The organism is Streptomyces sp. NPDC059166 (genome assembly GCF_042755185.1).
Taxonomy (GTDB): domain Bacteria; phylum Actinomycetota; class Actinomycetes; order Streptomycetales; family Streptomycetaceae; genus Streptomyces.
In genome coordinates, this window is record NZ_JBHZCI010000010.1 from 131,097 (window position 1) to 150,643 (window position 19,547).

At 73.4% G+C, this 19,547-nt stretch carries 15 protein-coding genes; 10 read left to right on the forward strand and 5 right to left on the reverse strand.

Features of this window, described 5'->3' with window-relative positions:
- Window positions 1-100 precede the first annotated feature (100 nt).
- Window positions 101-1,783, forward strand: coding sequence for a lytic transglycosylase domain-containing protein (locus ACFXOA_RS10360; RefSeq protein WP_385024665.1), 1,683 nt, complete (start codon window positions 101-103; stop codon window positions 1,781-1,783).
- Between the two features lie 127 nt (window positions 1,784-1,910).
- Here ACFXOA_RS10360 and hrpB read toward each other — a convergent pair whose 3' ends face one another.
- Together hrpB and ACFXOA_RS10370 are read right to left on the reverse strand one after the other, a co-directional pair.
- Entirely contained in the window at window positions 1,911-4,412 is a 2,502-nt protein-coding gene (gene hrpB / locus ACFXOA_RS10365) for an ATP-dependent helicase HrpB (protein WP_385024667.1), read from the reverse strand.
- Window positions 4,413-4,483: 71 nt separating this feature from the next.
- Complete coding sequence (locus ACFXOA_RS10370) at window positions 4,484-5,308, reverse strand: class I SAM-dependent methyltransferase (RefSeq protein ID WP_385024669.1); 825 nt, start codon at window positions 5,306-5,308, stop codon at window positions 4,484-4,486.
- A gap of 398 nt (window positions 5,309-5,706) precedes the next feature.
- On the opposite strand from ACFXOA_RS10370, the gene rpsA reads away from it, so the two are divergent.
- From rpsA to ACFXOA_RS10395, 5 genes are all read left to right on the forward strand, one after another.
- Window positions 5,707-7,218 carry a 30S ribosomal protein S1 gene (gene rpsA / locus ACFXOA_RS10375; protein ID WP_014156844.1) on the forward strand — a complete coding sequence of 504 codons (1,512 nt, stop codon included), beginning with the start codon at window positions 5,707-5,709 and terminating at the stop codon, window positions 7,216-7,218.
- Window positions 7,219-7,891: 673 nt separating this feature from the next.
- A complete protein-coding gene (locus ACFXOA_RS10380; RefSeq protein ID WP_385024773.1) occupies window positions 7,892-9,415 on the forward strand; it encodes a flavin monoamine oxidase family protein in 1,524 nt (507 codons plus the stop codon).
- An 82-nt stretch (window positions 9,416-9,497) separates the two neighbouring features.
- Entirely contained in the window at window positions 9,498-10,436 is a 939-nt protein-coding gene (locus ACFXOA_RS10385) for a PAC2 family protein (protein WP_385024671.1), read from the forward strand.
- A gap of 57 nt (window positions 10,437-10,493) precedes the next feature.
- Window positions 10,494-11,096 (forward strand): dephospho-CoA kinase, encoded by a 603-nt coding sequence (gene coaE, locus ACFXOA_RS10390; protein WP_385024673.1) that lies wholly within the window; start codon window positions 10,494-10,496, stop codon window positions 11,094-11,096.
- Window positions 11,097-11,168: 72 nt separating this feature from the next.
- Window positions 11,169-11,546 (forward strand): tetratricopeptide repeat protein, encoded by a 378-nt coding sequence (locus tag ACFXOA_RS10395; protein WP_385024675.1) that lies wholly within the window; start codon window positions 11,169-11,171, stop codon window positions 11,544-11,546.
- Between the two features lie 122 nt (window positions 11,547-11,668).
- On the opposite strand, the gene ACFXOA_RS10400 is transcribed toward ACFXOA_RS10395, so the two are convergent.
- Window positions 11,669-11,962 (reverse strand): DUF6343 family protein, encoded by a 294-nt coding sequence (locus ACFXOA_RS10400; protein ID WP_385024677.1) that lies wholly within the window; start codon window positions 11,960-11,962, stop codon window positions 11,669-11,671.
- 141 nt (window positions 11,963-12,103) lie between these two features.
- Here ACFXOA_RS10400 and ACFXOA_RS10405 point away from each other — a divergent pair, with 141 nt between their 5' ends.
- Window positions 12,104-12,826 carry a class I SAM-dependent methyltransferase gene (locus ACFXOA_RS10405; RefSeq protein ID WP_385024679.1) on the forward strand — a complete coding sequence of 241 codons (723 nt, stop codon included), beginning with the start codon at window positions 12,104-12,106 and terminating at the stop codon, window positions 12,824-12,826.
- A gap of 51 nt (window positions 12,827-12,877) precedes the next feature.
- Here ACFXOA_RS10405 and ACFXOA_RS10410 read toward each other — a convergent pair whose 3' ends face one another.
- Window positions 12,878-13,237 carry a hypothetical protein gene (locus ACFXOA_RS10410; protein WP_385024681.1) on the reverse strand — a complete coding sequence of 120 codons (360 nt, stop codon included), beginning with the start codon at window positions 13,235-13,237 and terminating at the stop codon, window positions 12,878-12,880.
- A gap of 241 nt (window positions 13,238-13,478) precedes the next feature.
- Between ACFXOA_RS10410 and ACFXOA_RS10415 the strand changes: the two genes are divergently transcribed.
- The 3 genes from ACFXOA_RS10415 to ACFXOA_RS10425 all read left to right on the forward strand — a co-directional run bounded on the left by ACFXOA_RS10415 (window position 13,479) and on the right by ACFXOA_RS10425 (window position 19,231).
- Window positions 13,479-14,639, forward strand: coding sequence for an SPFH domain-containing protein (locus tag ACFXOA_RS10415; RefSeq protein WP_385024776.1), 1,161 nt, complete (start codon window positions 13,479-13,481; stop codon window positions 14,637-14,639).
- Window positions 14,640-15,065: 426 nt separating this feature from the next.
- Window positions 15,066-17,966 carry a DEAD/DEAH box helicase gene (locus ACFXOA_RS10420; RefSeq protein WP_385024683.1) on the forward strand — a complete coding sequence of 967 codons (2,901 nt, stop codon included), beginning with the start codon at window positions 15,066-15,068 and terminating at the stop codon, window positions 17,964-17,966.
- Window positions 17,963-19,231, forward strand: a complete 1,269-nt coding sequence (locus ACFXOA_RS10425; RefSeq protein ID WP_385024685.1) for an SWIM zinc finger family protein — start codon at window positions 17,963-17,965, stop codon at window positions 19,229-19,231. Before ACFXOA_RS10420 ends, ACFXOA_RS10425 begins: the two co-directional genes overlap by 4 nt.
- Here ACFXOA_RS10425 and ACFXOA_RS10430 read toward each other — a convergent pair.
- Window positions 19,212-19,526, reverse strand: a complete 315-nt coding sequence (locus tag ACFXOA_RS10430; RefSeq protein WP_385024687.1) for a hypothetical protein — start codon at window positions 19,524-19,526, stop codon at window positions 19,212-19,214. The two genes, ACFXOA_RS10425 and ACFXOA_RS10430, sit on opposite strands and share 20 nt — an antisense overlap.
- Between the last annotated feature and the right edge of the window lie 21 nt (window positions 19,527-19,547).

The window sequence follows — 19,547 nt, forward strand, 5'->3', positions numbered from 1 at the left end:
GGTCAGGGGCCGGTGTTCGCGCGCGGGGAGTTGCCGTAGGGTCTCATGAGTCCTCGCGCTGGGGAGCGCGGGCGTCGTCCACGGGGAGGGACCAGTTCGTATGGCAGCGCAATTCGGCCGCAGGCTGCGCAGGGGGGCCACCACCACCGCCGTGGCGGCGGCAGCCGTGGCGGCCCTGTCGGCATCCCAGGCTCCCGCCGCACCGCAGGCCGACGGCGGGGCGGGCGACCGGGCGGCAGCCGGGGCGACGCCGTCCGACGACGCGGCCACCGGCAACTCGCCGTACTACACGGACCTTCCGCCGCTCACCACTCCGAACAAGCCAGGCGCGTCGGTGAATCTGCCCGTGACCGGCAGCGCCGAGGCCGGGATACCCGCGTCCGTCCTCGCCGCCTACAAGAAGGCCGAGCAGGAACTCGCGGGCACCGACGCCGCGTGCCGCCTGCCGTGGCAGCTCCTCGCCGCGATCGGCAAGGTCGAGTCCGGGCAGGCGCGCGGCGGAAAGGTCGACGCGAACGGCACGACCCTCTCCCCGATCCTCGGCCCCGCCCTCAACGGGCAGGGCTTCGCCCTCATCAAGGACACCGACGGCGGGGCGTACGACGGCGACGCGACCCACGACCGGGCGGTCGGCCCGATGCAGTTCATCCCGTCGACCTGGGCGACCTGGGGCCAGGACGGCAACGGCGACGGCCGCAAGGACCCCGACAACATCTACGACGCGGCGCTGGCCGCCGGGCGCTACCTCTGCGCCGGCACCCGCGACCTGTCGCTCGCCGCCGACCTCGACCGGGCGGTGCTGAGCTACAACCACTCGACGGAGTACCTGCGTACGGTGCGTTCCTGGTTCGAGTACTACAAGCGCGGCACCCACGAGGTCCCGGACGGCACCGGGGTGCTCCCGGCGGGTACCGGGGGCGGTACGTCCCCGTCGCCCACCCCGACACCGAGCACCCACACACCGAGCCCGTCGCCGACCTCGCCCGGCACGGCGAGCCCGTCGCCCACCCCGTCCCCGACGGCTCCGCCGACCACCCAGCCCCCGACGCCCCGGCCCGACGTGTTCGGCAGCCTGGAGAACGCCGGCACCGGCACGCTCGCCGCCACGGCCGGCGAGGAGTTCGACCGGCGTATCGCGGTGCGGGCGCGGAACACCCTGGGCGCCCCGCTGGCGAAGGTGCGGGTCACCTTCACCGTCGTCGGCGACACGGATGCCCGCTTCGCCGGGGGGAGGACCACGGCGACCGTGGCCACGGCAGCTGACGGCACCGCCTCCGCCCCCGCCCTCACCGCCGGGGAGAAGACCGGTTCCTTCAAGGTGACGGCCGTGGCCGGCACCACGAAGCCGCGCACCCTCACCTACACCGCCGACGTCACCGCCCGGGTCGCGGACACCCTCACCCGTACCGACGGCAAGGTCCTGACGGCCACCGTCGGCGGGGCGTTCGCCGACCGGGTCGCGGTCACGACGACGTACAAGGGCACGGGCGTCGCGGGTACGGCCGTCACCGCGACGATGATCACCGACGCGGAGACGCCGGCCGAGAACGACAAGGGGCCGTACTTCAAGGACGCGGACGGCAAGCCCGTCCGCACCCTGGAACTCAGGACCGGCGCCGACGGGCGGCTGGAACTCCCGGAGATCGAGGCCGGCGACACGGCGGGCACCTACACGCTGCGGCTCACCACCGGGAGCGGCGCCACGCTGACCGTCGAGCTGAAGGTCGAGGCCGCCTCCGAGGCCGCCTCCGAGGCCGCCCCCGAGGAAACCCCCGAGGCCTGATCCGCGTGTACGGGACGCGGGGGCCGCGACGGGCGCCCGCGTCCCGTGCGGATCGTGCGCCCGCGTCCCGCCCGCGTCCTGTGCGGATCGGGCGCCAGCGTCCTGTGCGGAACCGGGCGCCCGCGTCTCAGCCCCGGCGCAGCCGGGCCGAGGTGAAGCGGGTCGCCTCCGCCTTCGCCGGGTCCTCGGGCCACGGGTGCTTGGGGTAGCGGCCGCGCAGCTCGGCCCGTACACCCTTGTAACCCTCCCGCCAGAACGAGGCCAGATCCGCGGTGACCGCCGCCGGGCGCCCCGCCGGGGACAGCAGGTGGACCAGGACGGGTACCCCTGCCACCCGGGGGGTCTCGCCGAGCCCGAACAGCTCCTGGAGCTTCACCGCGAGCACCGGCTGCTCACCTCCGTACTCCAGCCGGATCCTGGACCCGCTCGGCACCTCGATGCGTTCCGGGGCGAGCTCGTCCAGCCGGGCGGCGTCCCCCGTCGACCAGGGCAGCAGACGCCGCACGGCCTGCCCGGCGTCGATCCGCGCCAGATCGGAGCGCCGGCGGGCCCGTGACAGCTCGGGCTCCAGCCAGTCCCCGGCACGGTCCAGCAGCGCCCCGTCCGACATGTCGGGCCACGGTGCGCCCAGCACCCGGTGCAGGAAGGCGAGCCGGAGCCGCAGCTGCCCGGCGTCCCGGGTCCACCGCAGCAGGCCGGGGCCCTCACGGCGCAGCCCGTCCAGCAGTGCCCCGCGCACCAGGTCCGGGGCCGGTTCCCGCAGCGGGCGCACCGCCAGCTCGATCGCCCCGAGACGGTCCACGGATCGCGCCACCACGTCACCGCCGGCCCAGTGGACCTCCTCGCCGGAGAACGACAGACGGCCGGCGGCCGCCCGTGCCGTCGCCTCGTCGAGGACGGCGGCCAGGCGCACCCGGGCGGACGCGGCGTGGGCCGGCCGGTCGGCCACCGCGACGGCCAGCCACGGTGCGCTGCGCAGCCGGGAGCCGTTCCCCAGCTCCGCGCCGGTGCCGGAGGCCATGAGGAACGCGCCCTCCCCGCGGGCGCGTGCCACCCGTTCCGGGAAGGCCAGGGCGACGACGAGGCCCACGGCCGCGTCGTCGGGACCGTCGCGGTCGGCGGCGGTGGGGCCGAGGGCCTGTTTCAGCCGCCGTACCTCCTGCCGCCAGCGCGCCGCGTACCCGTCGCCGCCGCGCCGCGCCGTGCGCAGCGCGTGCGCCAGGTCGTCGCCGTACTCCCGGGGCGGTTCCTCGCTGAGCAGCGCGACCACCTCCGCGGCCCGGCGCCCGCCTACCTCCTCCGCCCCGTCCAGCAGGGCCCGGGCCAGCCGGGGATGGAGACCGAGCCGGGACATCCGCACACCCCGGTCCGTCGCCCTCCCCTCCGGGCCCACGGCGCCCACCGCGCCCAGGACCTCCCGGGCCGCCGCCATCGCGCCGGCGGGCGGGGGATCCAGCAGGGCGAGCCCCGAGGCGTCCGGATCGCCCCAGCACGCCGCCTGCAGCGCGAACGCGGCGAGGTCGGCCACCTTGATCTCGGGGGAGGGGAAGGGGGCCAGACGCCCGTCCTCGGCCCGGTCCCAGCAGCGGTAGACGGCACCCGGGGCCTCACGCCCGGCCCGGCCCGCCCGCTGGCGCCCCGCCGCCCGTGACGCCCGCACCGTCGTCAGGGCGCCCAGCCCCCGGGCGTGGTCGGTGCGCGGCTCCCTCGCCAGCCCCGAGTCCACGACGACCCGCACCCCGGGCACCGTCAGCGACGACTCCGCCACGGACGTCGCCAGAACCACCCGGCGCCCGCCGGGGGAACCCGCCAGCACCGCGTCCTGCACGGCCGCCGGGGCCCGCCCGTGGACCTGGAGCACCTCCGCGTCCACGCCGGCGAGCTGCCCGGCCACCCGGCCGATCTCGCCGACGCCGGGGAGGAAGCACAGCACGTCGCCGTCCCGCTCGGCCAGCGCCCGGCGCACCGTGGCGGCCACGTGCGTCAGCAGCGCGGGGTCGACCCTCATGCCGTGCGGCGGGCGGAGCGTGCCGGCCGGCGGCGCCCACACGACCTCGACCGGGTGGGACACGCCGCTCGCCTCGATCACGGGGGCGCCGCCCAGCAGCCGTGACCACCCCTCGGCGTCCGTCGTCGCCGACGCGGCGACCAGACGCAGCTCGGGCCGGAGCGTCTCCCGCACGTCGAGGAGGAAGGCCGCGGCCGTGTCCGCGTCGAGGTGGCGCTCGTGGCACTCGTCGATGATCACCACGTCGGTCCCGGCGAGTTCCTGGTCGCGCTGGAGCCGCTGGAGCAGCACGCCTGTGGTCACCACCTCCACCACCGTGGACGGCCCCACAGCCCGCTCCCCGCGCACGGTGAAGCCGACGCGTTCCCCGGGCCTCTCGCCGAGCAGCCACGCCATGCGCCGGGCCGCGGCCCGGGCCGCGATCCGCCGGGGCTCCGCCACCAGCACCCGGCGCACCGGGCCGTGGCCGGTCAGGCCGGCCAGGGCGAGCGGGACGAGGGTCGTCTTGCCCGTCCCGGGCGGGGCGCACAGCACCGCCGTCCCCCGCTCGTCGAGCGCCCGCTCCAGGGAGGGCACGGCGGTGCGTACGGGCAACTGGTCCAGGGCGTCGGTACGGATCACGCCCCCAGTCTCGTACGGCGGCGGGACCGGCCGGGCCGCGGGACCCCGCGACCGCCCGGGCCGGCGCGGGGTCAGGAGGAGGCCGCGTCCCGTTCGCAGACGAAGATCGCCGTGCCCGGGATCAGGTTCCCGCGCAGCGGGGACCAGCCGCCCCACTCCTGGGTGTTCCAGGCCGGCCACTCCGGCTCCACCAGGTCGACGAGCCGGAAACCGCCCGCGACCACGTCCCGGACCCGGTCACCCAGGGTCCTGTGGTGCTCCACGTACACGGCGTCGCCGCGCTCGTCCTGCTCCACGTAGGGCACGCGGTCGAAGTACGAGGCGGAGACGGAGAGGCCCTCGGGGCCCGGCTCGTCGGGGAACGCCCAGCGGACCGGGTGGGTCACCGAGAAGACCCAGCGTCCCCCCGGCCGCAGCACCCGGTGCACCTCGCGGAAGACCTGGACGGGGTCGGCGACGAAGGGCACCGCGCCGTAGGCGGAGCAGGCCAGGTCGAAGGAGCCGTCGCGGAAGGGGAGCCGTCCGGCGTCGGCCTCCACCAGCGGCACCCCGCCGCCGATGCGCAGGGCGTGCTGGAGCTGGCGGTGGGAGAGGTCCAGGGCGACCGGGCGTGCGCCCCGGCCGGCGAGCCAGCGGGAGCACTGGGCGGCCCCGGCCCCGATCTCGAGGACGTCCTTGCCCTCGAGGTCCCCGGCGGGGCCCAGCAGGGCGGCCTCCGCCTCGTCGAGGCCCTCCGGGCCCCAGACGAAGCGGTCGTCACCGAGGAAGGCGCCGTGGTCGCTCTGGTACTCGTCGGCGTTCCGGTCCCACCAGCCGCGGCTCGCCCGGCTGCTCTCCGCGTCGCCGGCCTCCCGCCGGGTCGCCTCGGGTTCCGGGTCGTAGGTCTCTTGGCTCATCGTGCCCGTCGTTGTAGTTTGCCTTCACCCGCTTCGCGCGGGTGCCTCCACGGGGCCGTACGCGTGTCGTACGGCCGTGTGCACGCGACACACCGGTGTGGCCGATGTGGCCTCGGCGTACGTGAGTTGTGCCGGGATTGGGGTTTTCCGCCCCGGGTGTGCGCCTTCGCGCATTGACCCTGTCCGGCTGCCCACGTATGCTACAAGTTGCGCTGCGAGCCTGCGCGCCTCAGACCTAGCAGGCCGCGCTCGCGTCTGTTGCATGTCCCCTCGGTTGTCGAGGCGCCTCCCTTTCCCGGGTCGGCGCTTTCCAGGCTGTCCGGCTTCTGCAGAGGCGATACGGGCTTTCGGCGTAGCAGTACCTACGACTCACTGTCCGTACCGGAGCCCTTTCCCACATGACGAGCAGCACCGAGACCACCGCCACCACTCCGCAGGTTGCGGTCAACGACATCGGCGACGCGGACGCGTTCCTCGCGGCGATCGACGAGACGATCAAGTACTTCAACGACGGCGACATCGTTGACGGTGTCATCGTCAAGGTTGACCGGGACGAGGTCCTCCTCGACATCGGTTACAAGACCGAAGGCGTCATCCCGAGCCGCGAGCTCTCGATCAAGCACGACGTCGACCCGAACGAGGTCGTCAAGGTCGGCGACGAGATCGAGGCCCTGGTTCTCCAGAAGGAGGACAAGGAAGGCCGCCTGATCCTCTCGAAGAAGCGCGCTCAGTACGAGCGTGCCTGGGGCACCATCGAGAAGATCAAGGAAGAGGACGGCATCGTCACCGGTACCGTCATCGAGGTCGTCAAGGGTGGTCTCATCCTCGACATCGGCCTCCGTGGCTTCCTGCCGGCGTCGCTCGTCGAGATGCGTCGTGTCCGCGACCTCCAGCCCTACGTGGGCAAGGAGCTCGAGGCCAAGATCATCGAGCTGGACAAGAACCGCAACAACGTGGTCCTGTCCCGCCGTGCCTGGCTCGAGCAGACCCAGTCCGAGGTTCGCCAGACGTTCCTCACCACCCTGCAGAAGGGTCAGGTCCGCTCCGGCGTCGTCTCCTCGATCGTCAACTTCGGTGCCTTCGTGGACCTGGGTGGCGTCGACGGTCTCGTGCACGTCTCCGAGCTGTCCTGGAAGCACATCGACCACCCCTCCGAGGTCGTCGAGGTCGGCCAGGAGGTCACGGTCGAGGTCCTCGACGTCGACATGGACCGCGAGCGCGTCTCGCTGTCGCTCAAGGCGACGCAGGAAGACCCGTGGCAGCAGTTCGCCCGTACGCACCAGATCGGGCAGGTCGTTCCCGGTAAGGTCACCAAGCTCGTTCCCTTCGGTGCGTTCGTGCGCGTCGACGAGGGCATCGAGGGCCTGGTCCACATCTCCGAGCTGGCCGAGCGCCACGTGGAGATCCCGGAGCAGGTCGTCCAGGTCAACGACGAGATCTTCGTCAAGGTCATCGACATCGACCTCGAGCGCCGTCGCATCAGCCTCTCGCTGAAGCAGGCCAACGAGGCCTTCGGTGGCGACCCGGCCTCGGTCGAGTTCGACCCGACCCTGTACGGCATGGCCGCGTCCTACGACGACCAGGGCAACTACATCTACCCCGAGGGCTTCGACCCCGAGACCAACGACTGGCTCGAGGGCTTCGAGGCGCAGCGCGAGGTCTGGGAGACCCAGTACGCCGAGGCGCAGCAGCGCTTCGAGCAGCACCAGGCCCAGGTCATCAAGTCCCGCGAGGCCGACGAGGCTGCCGCTGCCGAGGGCGCTGCCGCCCCGGCCGGCGCTGCCCCGGCTGCCTCCGGCGGCAGCGGTGGCGGCTCGTACTCCTCGGAGTCGGCGGACAACTCCGGCGCCCTGGCGTCGGACGAGGCCCTGGCCGCCCTGCGCGAGAAGCTGGCCGGCGGCCAGAGCTGACGCTCTGCCCCAGCCGCTCATCGGCGCGGTAGCTGAAGAGCTGTAGGTGAGGCCCGTCCCCTTCGGGGGGCGGGCCTCACTCGTATGTGCGCGCCGGTGGTCCTCAGGGCGTCACGCTGATGTTGGTGAGGCCCCTGCCGCCGGTCGCCGTGTTGCCGCCGTACACGGTGGTACGGCAGACGTCGCGCCCCGGCCAGGGGCAGGGCGCACGAGGCCAGCGCGGCGGCGAGCAGAAACAGGGGTGCGCATGGGGGCCTTCCCTCGGAGGAGGTGGTGCTGCTCCGCGTCGTGCCCGCGCGACCAGGGGATCGCCTGCGCGAGGCGCGGCTTCGCGTGAGATGTGGAGGCGTTCCCGCACACGCGAACCGGGTTCGTGTGCGGGAATGCGGGGGTGAGCCGCTGAAACTGCCCGTGACGCTGGAGGCGATTGCGTGGGCATGTCAAGGTCTGGATCGATGTGTCGTGCCGGTGGGGCGCCAGAGGAAACGTGTGGGATACACGAGTAACTGACGGCACGTAACAAGCGCTTGCCAGGATCCCCGCAATGCCAGGAACACCAGGGGAGCCAGGGATGACACACGCCTCGAACACCTCGCAGGACTCTTCCGTGGCCGGAGGTGCCAGCCGCCGGACCTTCCTCCGCAACGTCGGCCTCACCAGCGGCGCGGGCGCCATGTTCGCCACCATGGGGGCGCTCGGGCTCGCCCCCACCGCCCAGGCCGCGTCCCGCGAGCCCGCCTTCCGCGCCCCGAGCCCCGGCGACTTCTCGCTGAAGGGAAGGGCCGCGGCGAAGGTCGTCGTCGTGGGTGGCGGCATAGCCGGCCTCACCGCGGCCTACGAGCTGGGCAAGGCGGGCTACGACTGCACGGTCCTGGAGGCGCGCGAGCGCACCGGCGGACGCAACTTCACCGTCCGGGGCGGTGACACGACCACCGACATCTACGGCAACCGGCAGACCGCCCGCTTCAGCAAGGGCCAGTACATGAACGCGGGACCCGGGCGGATCCCGCAGTGGATGGTGACCCTCGACTACTGCCGCGAACTGGGAGTGCCCGTCGAGGTGTTCACCAACGAGAACGCCAACGCCTACATCTTCAACGAGAAGGCCGGGATGAAGGCGCCGGTCCGCTACCGCACCGCCAAGGCCGACACGTACGGCTACGTCGCCGAGCTCCTCGCGAAGGCCGACGACATGGGCGCCCTCGACCGGCAGATCACGGCCGAGGACCGGGAGCGGCTGCTGGAGTTCCTCAAGGAGTTCGGCGACATCGGGGACACCCTCGACTACACCGGAAGCCCCCGGCGCGGATACCGCGTCGACCCTGCCGCCGCCGGGACCCCCGGCGAGGTGCTCGGGTCCGTACCGACCGCCTCCGAGGTCTTCGCGAGCGGAGTCGGGCGCTACTTCTCCTTCGAGTTCGAGTACGACCAGGCGATGCTGATGTTCCAGCCGGTCGGCGGGATGGACCGGATACCCGCCGCCCTCACCGAGGCGGTGGGCGGGCGGAGGATCCGCACCGGGGCGGCCGTCACCGACATCACGAACACCGCGCACGGCGTCTCGGTCACCTACACCCAGGGGGGCCGCACCCGGCGTCTCGAGGCGGACTACTGCATCGCCGCGCTCCCGCCCAACATCCTCGCCAAGACCTCGCACAACCTCGGCGCCGCCGTGCAGAGCGCCCTGGAGGCATGCAAGCCGTCCTCCGCGGGCAAGATCGGACTGGAGTACCGGAGCCGCTGGTGGGAGAGCGACCACCGGATCTTCGGCGGAATCACGGAGACCGACATGGACCTCTCGCACATCTGGTACCCGTCGTACGGTCACCTGGGTGACCGGGGCACCGTGATCGGGTACTACAACACCGGCTCCAACGCAGACGCCTACGCCGCACTCAGCCCCCGCGAGCGGGAGGCCAGGGCCGTCGCCCAGGGCGTGAAGATCCACGGTGAGAAGTACCGCACGGAACTTGCGACGTCCTTCTCCCACCACTGGCGTCAGACGCCCTACCTGGAGGCGTCCTGGCACTCGCTGTCCGGCGGCCCCGACGCCCCGGCCTTCGCCCCGCTCAACAGCCCTGCCGGGCATGTCTACTTCGCCGGCGACTACCTCAGCCACACCGACGCCTGGCAGCACGGGGCGTTCACCTCCGCGCGGAAGGTGGTGACGGAGCTGCACAGCCGGGTCCTCGCCTGACCTCCGGGGAAAGCGGCGCGGCCGGGAATGCCGGGGCCGGGCGGGGTGTTCTTGTCGAGGAACACGAGGAGGAGCGGTAACCGTGCCTGATCCGCAGAGTTTGTACGAATGGGAACCGAAGGGCCTGGCCGTCGTCGACATGGCCCTGGCCCAGGAGTCGGCCGGTCTGGTCATGCTCTACCACTTCGACGGCTACATCGACGCGGGAGAGACCGGCGAGCAGATCGTCGACGGCCTGCTCGACACGCTGCCGCACCAGGTCGTGGCCCGCTTCGACCACGACCGGCTCGTCGACTACCGGGCGCGCCGCCCGCTGCTGACCTTCAAGCGCGACCGGTGGACGGCGTTCGAGGCGCCCACGCTCGACGTCAGGGTCGTGCAGGACGCCACGGGGGCGCCGTTCCTCCTGCTGTCCGGACCGGAACCGGACGTCGAGTGGGAGAGGTTCGCCGCCGCCGTGGAGCAGATCGTGGAGCGTCTCGGTGTCCGCCTCGCGGTCAACTTCCACGGCATCCCCATGGGCGTCCCGCACACCCGGCCCGTCGGCCTCACCCCGCACGGAAACCGCACCGACCTGATGCCCGGGCACCGCAGTCCCTTCGACGAGGCGCAGGTTCCCGGTTCCGCCGAGGCACTCGTCGAGTACCGGCTGATGGAGGCCGGGCACGACGTCCTCGGGGTGGCCGCCCACGTGCCGCACTACGTCGCCCGGTCCGCCTACCCGGACGCCGCGCTGACCGCCCTCGAGGCCGTCACCGCGGCAACCGGGCTGGTCCTGCCGAGCGTCGCGCACACCCTGCGCACGGAAGCGCACCGCACCCAGACCGAGATCGACCGGCAGGTCGGCCAGGGCGACGAGGAGCTCGTCTCGCTCGTCGAGGGGCTTGAGCACCAGTACGACGCGGTCGCAGGCGCGGAGACGCGGGGCAACCTCGTCGCCGAGCCGGCCGACCTCCCCTCGGCGGACGAGATCGGTCTCGAATTCGAACGCTTTCTCGCGGAGCGTGAAGGCGATGCCTGAACGGGCCTCCGGCCCGAACCGGCCGGAGGCCCGCCGGGCATCCCTTAGGCTCGGCGCATGCTGAAAGTGGGCCTGACCGGCGGAATCGGCGCCGGCAAGAGCGAAGTGTCCGGGCTTCTCGCACGCTACGGAGCCGTGGTGATCGACGCCGACCGGATCGCACGCGAGGTCGTCGAGCCCCACACCCCCGGACTCACCGCGGTCGTCGAGGCGTTCGGGCCGTCCGTCCTCAATCCCGACGGCTCCCTGGACCGGCCCGCACTCGGCTCGATCGTCTTCGCCGATACGGCCGCGCTCGCCAGGCTCAACGCCATCGTCCACCCGCTCGTCGCCGCCCGTTCCGCCGAACTGGAACGGGCGGCGGGAGCCGGCGCGGTCGTCGTGCACGACGTCCCGCTGCTCACGGAGAACGGACTGGCCCCGCTCTACGACGTGGTCGTCGTCGTCGACGCGCGGCCCGAGACCCAGCTCGACCGGCTCGTACGGCTGCGCGGAATGACGGAGTCGGACGCCCGCGCCCGGATGGCCGCGCAGGCCACCCGGGAGGACCGGCTGGCCGTCGCCGGCCTCGTCATCGACAACGACGGGCCGCTGGAGGAACTGGAACCGCAGGTCCGGGACGTCTGGTCGCGGCTCGTGGAGCGGGCCGCCGAAGGCTGAGCGGGCGGCCGGCCGGAATACGGGTACCCGCCCGGACGTTGAAACGCCGACGCAGAAGGGAAGGACAGGGGCGTGCCCGAGAGGAATCCGGAAACCCATGTGATCGACTTCCGCGCGGCTGAGCAGCTGCTGGCCGCACGGGACCCGCAGGGTGCGGTCAAGCTGCTCGACTCCGTGATCGCCGCCCACCCGGAGAACACCGCGGCACGCCTCCTGCGGGCCCGGGCGTTCTTCGCGGCGGCGCAACTGCGCCCGGCCGAGCTGGAGTTCGAACTGGTCCTGGAGCGGGAGCCGGACAACGCCTTCGCCCACTTCGCCCTGGCCCGTACCTTCCAGCGGGCCGGCCGTCCCGAGCAGGCCACCCGCCACTTCCGGCTGGCGGCCGCGCTCGACCCGAACCCGGAGTATCTCCGGGCCGCGCGGTTCGACGACCGGCCTGACCTGACCTGACCCGCCCCGCCCGGCTCGGGCTCAGGCTCGGGCTCGGACGACCGTCGGCCCTCCCGGCCCGGCCCGGTGGCCGTCGCTCCCCGCCCGGCCCGGTTGCCGCGCCTGAGCCGCAGAGCCGGGGTTCAGCGCTCGTACGGCGTGTCACGGGGTCTGGTCCGACCGCTCCGGTCGGCTTCGTACGGGGGTACATCGCGGCCGGGCTGGTAGTGCGGGCCCTGCCGCAGGTGCCGGACCACGATGCACAGGTCCGTCAGCGCGATCAGCAGCAGCACCCCGCAGGCCGCCGCCCACCCGGCACGTCCGACGGCGGTGAAGGCCGCCAGGCCGAGGGCCGCCCAGAGCGTGCCCCACAGGCTCAGCCAGAGCCGCATCCGCAGGGGGCTGCGAGCGGTGGAGGGTTCGTTTCCGGTACGCATCGCCATCTCCTCCCCTCCAGCATCGCCCCGGAGCGGGGCGTGAGGAAACCGGCAGCCGGCCCGGCGCCCCCGCTCCCGGCCGGCTTCCTCCCGTCGTGGCGCCGGGGGAACGCCCCGACGGGCCCGTACGTTCCGTCAGGTATGAGCGGACGGTGGGTACGCGAGGGGCACACCGGGACGGGACCCGGACCGATCACACCGGACGGCTGCGCGGTCGAGCTGTACGCGCGGCTGTCCCCCGGCACCGAGCCGGAGGTGATCGGCTCCGTGCTGAACCCCGGGGCGACGGTGCTCGAACTGGGCTGTGGGGCGGGCAGGGTGACGCACCCGCTGGTGGAGCGTGGCTTCGAGGTGACGGCCGTGGACGAATCGGAAGGGATGCTGGAGCTCGTCCGCGGTGCGCGTACGGTCCTGAGCGCCATCGAGGACCTCGACCTGGGCCCGGAGCGGTTCGACGCGGTGGTGCTCGGCTCGTTCCTGGTGCACACGGGCGATCACCGGGTCAGGGACGGGCTGCTCGCGACCTGCCGCAGGCACGTGAAGGACGGCGGTGTCGTGCTCGTGCAGCGGGAAGGCGCCGACTACCACCGTGACCTGCCCCGGGAGCGGGAGGACCGGAAGGCAGGGTGCACGATCAGGATCCTCTCGGCCCGCCCTCTGGGGGACGGGGTGAACGAGGTGCGTGCCGAGTACGTCTTCGAGGACGCCCGGTGGACCCAGACCTTCCGTTCCCGGGAGCTGAGTGTCGAACGGTTCGAGGCGTATCTGGCCGGGGCCGGCCTGCCCGTCGACCGCTACCTCACCCCGGACGGCGTCTGGGTCCTCGCCAGACCCGCGCGGTCCGGCGACTCCCCGGGGTCCTGACCGGGAGCGGCGCAACGGTGCCGGCGGGCGACGGGCCCCGGGCGGCGTGGATCAGTGGACGAAGCGGTAGCTGCGCCAAGGGGCGTTGCGGGGCGAGTTGATGTCCGTGAAGGTGGTGGCGACATACGTCGTCCCGCCGCCGGAGCAGTCGCTGGTCGGGTAGAGGATCATGTCGATCCTCGTCTCGTTGACGACCTCGCGCGCGCCGCCGGGCGCCATCTTGTGACAGCCCTTGACCGACGGGCTGTTCACGCTGACGACCTCGTCCTTGTCGGTCCGGTACTCGACGGGGCCGACCGCCGTACGCCCGAGCCCCGAGCAGCCCGTGACGGCCAGGCAGAGCACCAGGGCCGCACCGGCGGCGATGCCGGTACGCCGGCGGGTTACGGCGGGGGGTGGGGTGACGGGCATGGGCGGGATCCTCGTCTGCTCGTCCGGCTCGTCAGTGCGTCACGTCCGGCTCGTCGGTACGTCACAGGGACGTGCTGGCGCTGGCCACCCTGCCCGGTCCGTCCGGCGCGGGCACCCGGTACGCGTCCGGCCGGGGGCCCAGGCACCCGGACGGGGGTTCGAGAATGGGCCAATCGGGCATATCGTGTTAATAGGGCGTGATGGATGGGTGCCGTACGCACCCCGTAGGCAGGGGGCCGTGATGGTCCAGGTTCTGTTGATCGCAGTGGTGGTGGTCGTTCTCGGCGGCCTGGTCTACGCCATGGCCGCGGCCCGGGTCGTGAAGCAGTACGAGAGGGGTGTGGTGCTCCGGCTCGGCCGGCTCCACGACGCGGTGCGCCCGCCGGGCTTCACGATGATCGTTCCGGGCATCGACCGGCTCCGGAAGGTGAACATGCAGATCGTGACGATGCCCGTGCCGGCCCAGGACGGGATCACCCGGGACAACGTCACGGTGCGGGTGGACGCGGTCATCTACTTCAAGGTGGTGGACCCGGCGAGTGCCGTCATCCAGGTGGAGGACTACCGCTTCGCGGTCTCCCAGATGGCGCAGACCTCCCTGCGCTCGATCATCGGCAAGAGCGATCTGGACGACCTGCTCTCCGACCGCGAGAAGCTGAACCAGGGGCTGGAGCTCATGATCGACAGTCCGGCGGTGGGCTGGGGCGTCCAGATCGACCGGGTGGAGATCAAGGACGTCTCCCTGCCCGAGACCATGAAACGGTCGATGGCCCGGCAGGCCGAGGCCGACCGTGAGAGGCGCGCCAGGGTCATCAACGCCGACGCGGAGCTCCAGGCGTCGAAGAAGCTCGCCCAGGCCGCCCAGCAGATGTCGTCCCAGCCCGCCGCTCTCCAGCTGAGGCTGCTGCAGACCGTCGTCGCGGTCGCGGCCGAGAAGAACTCCACGCTGGTCCTGCCCTTCCCCGTGGAGCTGCTGCGCTTCCTGGAGCGTGCCCAGCAGGAGAATCAGGGACAGGCCTCGGAGCCCGCCGCTTCCACCGCTCCGGAACCCGCGGGCGTACCCGGGAGTCAGGATCCTGTCACGGAACCGCCGGGCGAGGACGGGAGCACCGCCACCCCCGGCGCCGACCTCGTGGACCCGGCGGGGACGGGCCTCGTGGATCCGGCCGTCGGTGCGGCGGCGACGGGCCTCGTCGGCCGCTCAGCCCTCGACCCGGCCGCCCTGGATCCCTCGGTCACCGAACAGACGTTCACGGATCAGCCGCTCCCCGACGCGCCCCTGCCGGTGGCCGGGACGGAGCCCGGGCCGGACCCGGAAGCCGGCCCCGACAGGCCACCGGAGGCCGGCCCCGGCCGCCGGGGGCGAGACCGGTCCCGCAGGGGACCGCTGACCCGCCACTGAGCCGGGCAGGTCTCCGGGATCCTCCGACAGGACCCCGGGGCCACGGGCCCGATATCCGGCCGTGCCCGGACCGGGTACCCCTCCCGCCGGGACCGGGCCGCATGGCCGCCGGCCACGCACCGGGCGTTCCGCCCGTCCTGCGGGGATCCGCCGCCGGCCCGGCACCGGACCGCCGTCGCCACGCCCGGCCGCCCGGCCGCCCGGCCGCCCGGCCGCCCCGCCGGCCCGGCACCGGACCGCCGTCGCCACACCCGGCTCCCCGGCCGCCCGGCCGCCCGGCCGCCCCGCCGGCCCCGGAGGTCTCCGGACCGTCCGCGGGTCCGGTCCGCCGGGGACACGGCCGGGGCGGGCGGTGTCATACCCCGCGCCTAGACTCGCCGGAACAGGACAAGTGCGACCGGACGGGATACGGAGGGGGTGAGGCACATGGGCAGTCGGACGCCGGGCACGGACGTCACCACCGAGCGGCTGCTGAGATGCGCTGCCGTCTTCCTCCCCGCACCGCTGCCCAGGGACGGCCGGATCGTCTTCTGGGACCCCGACGGAACGGTCGGCCTCCCGGGCTCCGACAGCGCCGACACGGCCGAGGGCGGCGCCGGCCCGGACCGGACGGCCGTCGAACTCACCGTCGTCGAGAGCGACGGCACCGACGGCGTCCGCACCCGCACCGTGCCCGCCGTGGAGCTCTCCCTCATGGCGGCGGTGCCTCTCCTCGCGGGCGCGCGGCACCGCGCCCTGGCGCACCCCGCGACCCGTGCCTGGGGAGCGGCCGCCCTGCACGCGCTCACCCTGGCCGCCCGCGGCCGGCTCCTGCCCGGGCTCACCCCGGAAGGCCACGACGCCTGGCGGGCGGGACCGCGTGACGCGGAGGACATCGCCCACCTGAGGGCCGTCGCCGCCGCCATGCCGTACGAGGGGCACGCCGTCCCGCTGGACGGCACGCCGCTGCGGCTCCCCGAACCCCGCGCGCTGCTCGGCGCGTTCCTCGACGCCGTGGCCGACACCCTGCCGCGGACTCCCGCCGCGGCCCACGCCATGGGCGCGCCCTTCGCCGCCCGTGAACCCCAGCACCTCCCCGACGCCCGGGCCTGGGCCGTCGAGGTGGCGTCGGGACTCGACGCCGGGGTGCGTGTCTCCCTCCGGCTCGACCTCTCCGCCTACGACGTGTTCGACACACCGGACCCGGCCGAGGGGGCGGCCTCGGACGCCGCTGCCGCGCGCCAGGCCGCGGCCGCCGTCGTCCAGGTGCACAGCCTGGCCGATCCGACGTACGTCACCGACGCGGCCACCCTCTGGGCCGGCGGGGCCGGCGAACCCTTCGGGCCCAGGGCCCGGATCGACGCCGTACTCGCCCTGCGTCGCGCAGCCCGCGTCTGGCCTCCCCTCGAGCGGCTGCTCGACCAGCCCGTCCCCGACGTGCTCGCGGTCACCGAGGAGGAGCTCCACGAGCTGATCGGCACGGCCGGAGCGCGGCTCGCGGCGGCGGGCGTCACCGTGCACTGGCCTCGTGAGCTGGCACGGTCCCTCACCGCGACCGCCGTCGTGCGCCCCGCACCGGGGTCCGCGACGGACGGCACCTCGTTCTTCGACGCGGAGCACCTCTTCGCCTTCGACTGGCAGCTCTCCCTCGGGGACGACCGGCTCACGGAGGCGGAGATGGACACGCTGGCCGAGGCCCACCGGCCTGTGGTGCGGCTGCGTGACCAGTGGGTCGTCGTCGACCCCGCCCTCGTACGCAAGGCCCGCAAGCGGCAGCTCGGCCTCCTCGATCCGGTGGACGCCCTCGCCGTGGCCCTCACCGGAAGCGCCGAGGTCGACGGCGAACAGGTCGAAGCCGTACCCGCCGGCGCCCTCGCCGCGCTGCGCGCACGCATCCTCGACGAGGACGCCACCCTCCCGGCGCCGGCCGGCCTCCACGCCACCCTCCGGGACTACCAGCTCCGCGGCCTGGCCTGGCTGGACCGTATGACCTCCCTCGGTCTCGGCGGCTGCCTCGCCGACGACATGGGCCTGGGGAAGACGATCACCGTCATCGCGCTCCACCTCCACCGCGCACAGGACGCGCCCACCCTCGTCGTCTGCCCCGCCTCCCTCCTCGGCAACTGGCACCGGGAGATCAACCGCTTCGCTCCCGGGGTGCCCGTGCGGCGCTTCCACGGGACCGACCGCGAACTCGGCGGCCCCGACGGCGGATTCGTCCTCACCACCTACGGCACGATGCGCTCGGGCGCGGAGCAGCTGGCCGCCCACACCTGGGGCCTCGTCGTCGCCGACGAGGCCCAGCACGTCAAGAACCCCCACTCCTCCACCGCCAGGGCCCTGCGTACGATCCCCGCCCCCGCCCGGGTCGCACTGACCGGGACTCCCGTCGAGAACAACCTCTCCGAGCTGTGGGCCCTGCTCGACTGGACCACACCCGGGCTGCTCGGCCCGCTCAAGGCGTTCCGTGCCCGGCACGCCAGGATCGTCGAGAACACCGGCACAGCCGCCGGCCTGGGCAACGAGGAGGCGGTCGAGCGGTTGTCCCGGCTGGTCCGCCCCTTCCTGCTGCGCCGCAAGAAGTCCGATCCGGGCATCGCCCCGGAGCTGCCGCCCAAGACGGAGACCGACCACCCCGTCTTCCTCACCCGGGAGCAGGCCACGCTCTACGAGGCGGCGGTCCGCGAGACGATGACGCACATCGAGCAGTCCGAGGGCATCGCGCGACGGGGGCTGATCATGAAGCTGCTGGGCTCGCTCAAGCAGATCTGCAACCACCCCGCCCAGTACCTCAAGGAGGAGCCGACCCGGCTCGCCGGGCGCTCCGGCAAGCTCGCCCTGCTCGACGAACTCCTCGACACCATCCTGGCCGAGGGCAGCGCCGTCCTGATCTTCACCCAGTACGTCTCCATGGCCCGCCTCCTCTCCGCCCACCTGGCCTCCCGCGCCATCCCGTCCCAGCTGCTGCACGGGGGCACACCCGTTCCCGAGCGGGAGCGCATGGTGCGGGAGTTCCAGTCGGGCGAGGTACCGGTCTTCCTCCTCTCCCTCAAGGCGGCCGGCACCGGGCTGAACCTCACCCGCGCCGCACACGTCATCCACTACGACCGGTGGTGGAACCCGGCGGTCGAGGAGCAGGCGACCGACCGCGCCTACCGCATCGGGCAGACCCAGCCCGTCCAGGTCCACCGGCTGATCGCCGAGGGAACCGTCGAGGACCGCATCGGTGAACTCCTCGCGTCCAAGCGGGTCCTCGCCGACGCGGTCCTCGGATCCGGCGAAGCCGCCCTGACCGAGCTCAGCGACCGTGACCTCGCCGACCTCGTATCCCTGCGCAGGACGTCATGAGCGGTCCCTCGGCCCGCCCCGGCCCCGACGACCTCCGGCGCACCTTCGAAGCGGTACCCGCGCGCACCGCCGACGCCGAAGGCCCCTTCGCCGAGAGCTGGTGGGGCCGTGCCTGGGTGGAGGCCCTGGAATCCCTCTCGATGGACGAGGGGCGCCTCGCCCGCGGCCGCACCTACGCGGACGGCGGTCATGTCGCCGCGATCACGGTCACCCCCGGCAGGGTCATCGCCTACGTCCACGGCAGCCGCCCCCGCCCCTACCGCGCGGAGCTGCGTCTGCGCACCTTCCCCGCCTCCGACTGGGACAGCCTGCTGGACGCCGTCGCAGCCCGGCCGGGCCATCTCTCCGCACTGCTCGACAAGGAGATGCCCCACTCCCTGGTCGACACCGCGGGCGAGGCGGGCATCCGCCTGCTGCCGGCCGCCGGCGATCTCGACCCGGACTGCTCCTGCCCGGACCGCGGCCTGCCCTGCAAGCACGTGGCCGCGCTCTGCTACCAGACGGCACGGCTGCTGGACAGCGACCCGTTCGTCCTCCTGCTGATGCGCGGCCGGGGCGAGCGTGAACTCCTCGACGAGCTGGGCCGCCGCAATGCCGAGCACTCGGCCCGCGAGCGCCCCGCCACACCCGCCATGCCCTCCGTCGCGGCAGGTGAGGCCCTGGCGGAGCGCTTCCTCCCACCGCTGCCGGCGCCACTTCCCGTGCCACCGCATCCCGGTGAGCCGCCGTCCTACCCAGAGCTGCCCGGCGCACGCGACCCGCTCGGCCTCGACCACCTGGCCACGGACGCGGCGGCCCGCGCCCACGCGCTGCTCAGCACCGGGCACGATCCACTCGCGGGGGCCGACGTCTGGCAGGACGCCGTACGGATCGCCGCGTCCCGGCCCACAGCCGGTCTCACCGCCACCACCCGGGCCCTCTACCGCGAGCTGGCCTTCGCCACCGGCCGCGGCACGACCGACCTGGCGCGAGCCGTGGCGGCCTGGCGGCAGGGCGGAGCCGAGGGCCTGGACACACTCGAGAGCCCGTGGGACCCCCCGGCCGGTCCGTTCGACCGGGCCAGACCCGCTCTCGTCGCCGCCGGCTTCCCCCGCTTCCAGCCATGGCGCAACAGGATCACCGACACCGCCGGAACCCTGCAGCTCCGCTTCGGCCGCGATCACCGCTGGTACGGCTACGAGTCCGAACCGGGCGAGGACGACTGGTGGCCCAGGGCGGCGCCGGACGCCGACCCCGTCGCCGCCCTCACCGCACTGCGAAGGTGAAGACCAGGAGCGCGATCACCAGGGCGGCACACACCGGGAGCGCCACCCGGCGGGCCTTGCCGAAGGACTCGTCCTCCGCGTCGCTCATCCCGCGGTCGGCGGAATGGGCGGACGCCAGATGCTCCCAGGCCATCGCGTCGATCCTCCGCGTGGTGAGCAGCGACGGCGACCAGTCGCAGTGCGTGCAGACGAGGAAGTCCCGGTACGGGTCGTACCGGAAGTCGCGCTCGATGTTCACCGTGAACACCCGGTCGTCGGGGCCGACGGCCGTCAGACGGCGTATCGCCACACCCATGTCGGTCACTCCCTGGCCGTG

What these genes read in the sequence shown, in the direction of transcription:
- ACFXOA_RS10360 (WP_385024665.1), top strand. Translation starts at nt 101, where the DNA reads ATGGCAGCGCAATTCGGCCGCAGGCTGCGCAGGGGGGCCACCACCACC.
- ACFXOA_RS10370 (WP_385024669.1), bottom strand. Translation starts at nt 5,308, where the DNA reads ATGAGCCAAGAGACCTACGACCCGGAACCCGAGGCGACCCGGCGGGAG.
- rpsA (WP_014156844.1), top strand. Translation starts at nt 5,707, where the DNA reads ATGACGAGCAGCACCGAGACCACCGCCACCACTCCGCAGGTTGCGGTC.
- ACFXOA_RS10380 (WP_385024773.1), top strand. Translation starts at nt 7,892, where the DNA reads ATGTTCGCCACCATGGGGGCGCTCGGGCTCGCCCCCACCGCCCAGGCC.
- coaE (WP_385024673.1), top strand. Translation starts at nt 10,494, where the DNA reads ATGCTGAAAGTGGGCCTGACCGGCGGAATCGGCGCCGGCAAGAGCGAA.
- ACFXOA_RS10400 (WP_385024677.1), bottom strand. Translation starts at nt 11,962, where the DNA reads ATGCGTACCGGAAACGAACCCTCCACCGCTCGCAGCCCCCTGCGGATG.
- ACFXOA_RS10405 (WP_385024679.1), top strand. Translation starts at nt 12,104, where the DNA reads ATGAGCGGACGGTGGGTACGCGAGGGGCACACCGGGACGGGACCCGGA.
- ACFXOA_RS10410 (WP_385024681.1), bottom strand. Translation starts at nt 13,237, where the DNA reads ATGCCCGTCACCCCACCCCCCGCCGTAACCCGCCGGCGTACCGGCATC.
- ACFXOA_RS10415 (WP_385024776.1), top strand. Translation starts at nt 13,479, where the DNA reads ATGGTCCAGGTTCTGTTGATCGCAGTGGTGGTGGTCGTTCTCGGCGGC.
- ACFXOA_RS10420 (WP_385024683.1), top strand. Translation starts at nt 15,066, where the DNA reads ATGGGCAGTCGGACGCCGGGCACGGACGTCACCACCGAGCGGCTGCTG.
- ACFXOA_RS10425 (WP_385024685.1), top strand. Translation starts at nt 17,963, where the DNA reads ATGAGCGGTCCCTCGGCCCGCCCCGGCCCCGACGACCTCCGGCGCACC.
- ACFXOA_RS10430 (WP_385024687.1), bottom strand. Translation starts at nt 19,526, where the DNA reads ATGGGTGTGGCGATACGCCGTCTGACGGCCGTCGGCCCCGACGACCGG.